Consider the following 1,503-nt stretch of genomic DNA (forward strand, 5'->3'; position numbering starts at 1 on the left):
TCTTCCCCGACTTCGAGGAGGGGAAGCGCTGCCGCATCCTGATCCTGGCCCCGAGCCCGGAGCTCGCCCCCTCCATGGGGATGGCCATCGGCATGGACCAGACCCGGCAGGCCTTCGGCACGCCCGACAGCATGTTCCTTCTGGGAAAGAGCGGCATCAACGTGAAGGCGCTTCTGAAGGCCCTGCGCGAGTCCGAAGCGAGCGGGGTGCCGGTGGCTCTGATCGGCGCCACCTCGGCTTTCGTCTACTTTTTCCAGGCCTGCCGCCGCAAGAAGATCACCTTCAAGCTGCCCGCCGGCAGCCGCATCTGCGACGGCGGCGGGTATCGCGGCCGCTTCGGGGTGGTCACCAGGGACGACTACTACGACATGGTCACCGAAATCCTCGACATCCCGAACTCGCACTGCGTGAACGTGCTGGGCGAGGCGGAAACGGCGACCAACCTCTTCGACGACTCCCTGCGCCGGCTGGTCAAGGGGCTTCCCCCCCGCAAGCGCACGAGGCCGGTCCCTCCCTGGTCGCGGGTGCTGGCCATGAGCATCGACGATCTGAGGCCGCTGCCGGACGGCGAGGTCGGCCTCCTTGCCCACTGGGACCTGGCAAACGTGCCTACCGTCCTCTCCGTCATCACCGACAACCTGGGCTACACGACAGACAACGGCACCGGCTGCGAGATGGTGGGGCGCGCGAAGATCGAGAACGGCAAAGTCTCGCCGCTGCCCGACGAGCGCCCGAGCGGCCCCATGGGCGACTCGGCGATCTTCCGCATGCTGGAGACCTACACGAACTTCTCCATCGACTTCAAGATGATGGTCGCCAAGGACCCGAAGGTGACGCCGAGCGTACGCGAGGAGATCGAGGCGAGACCCGGTTCCGTCGCCTCGTGTCCCCAGGTTGTCGACGAGATCCTGGTGGCGCAGGCCGACCAAGAGGCTGCAAAGCTGCGGGACGAGTCCCTCAACACCTTCAAGGAGCAGACCCAACGGCCGCTGGACTGGTACAAGGCCCGGGCCGATCATCAGGTGCTGGTAGACCATCCGGCGGGGCTCAAGTCCGAGCCTGCGCCCGAAAAGGCGGAGAAGGAGAAGTAGGTCCGAAGCCTTGCAGACAACTCCTGCCGGGGCGTCCCCGACTGCGCGACAGTCGCCCATCGGGGACGCTCCAGCCACCCCATGCCAGCAGAGGCATTGATTATCCCGGCTACGAGATGCGGCTGTAGTCAAGCCATACAGCATCCAGCTTTTCCTACTTAGCCCCCATTTATGAAAAGAGTCGTGCTGTTTTATCGTTTCCTTAACTACATGATGCTCTGTCTCATGCTATCTCGATCTCCTTTAATCTATTAGCCGCAGTTGTGCCACTGGAAGTGCAGGCTGTAATAATTTTTCATCAAGATTGACTTATTCTTCAAGGCTGTGAAAATAAATTAACTTGAAAATTAAAGACAAGTATGCCGCGTTAATGTACAATATCATGCTGTTTGTTCCCAGCATGCGGCTGCCG

General features: G+C 61.1%; 1 protein-coding gene. It reads left to right on the plus strand.

Annotation, left to right across the window (positions count from 1 at the left end):
* Nucleotides 1–1,091, plus strand: a 1,091-nt coding sequence (locus AC11W3_RS07745) for a LuxE/PaaK family acyltransferase (protein ID WP_484092756.1), incomplete at its 5' end; no start/stop codon positions are given.
* Between the last annotated feature and the right edge of the window lie 412 nt (nucleotides 1,092–1,503).

The sequence above is a fragment of the Geomonas sp. genome (assembly GCF_056994735.1).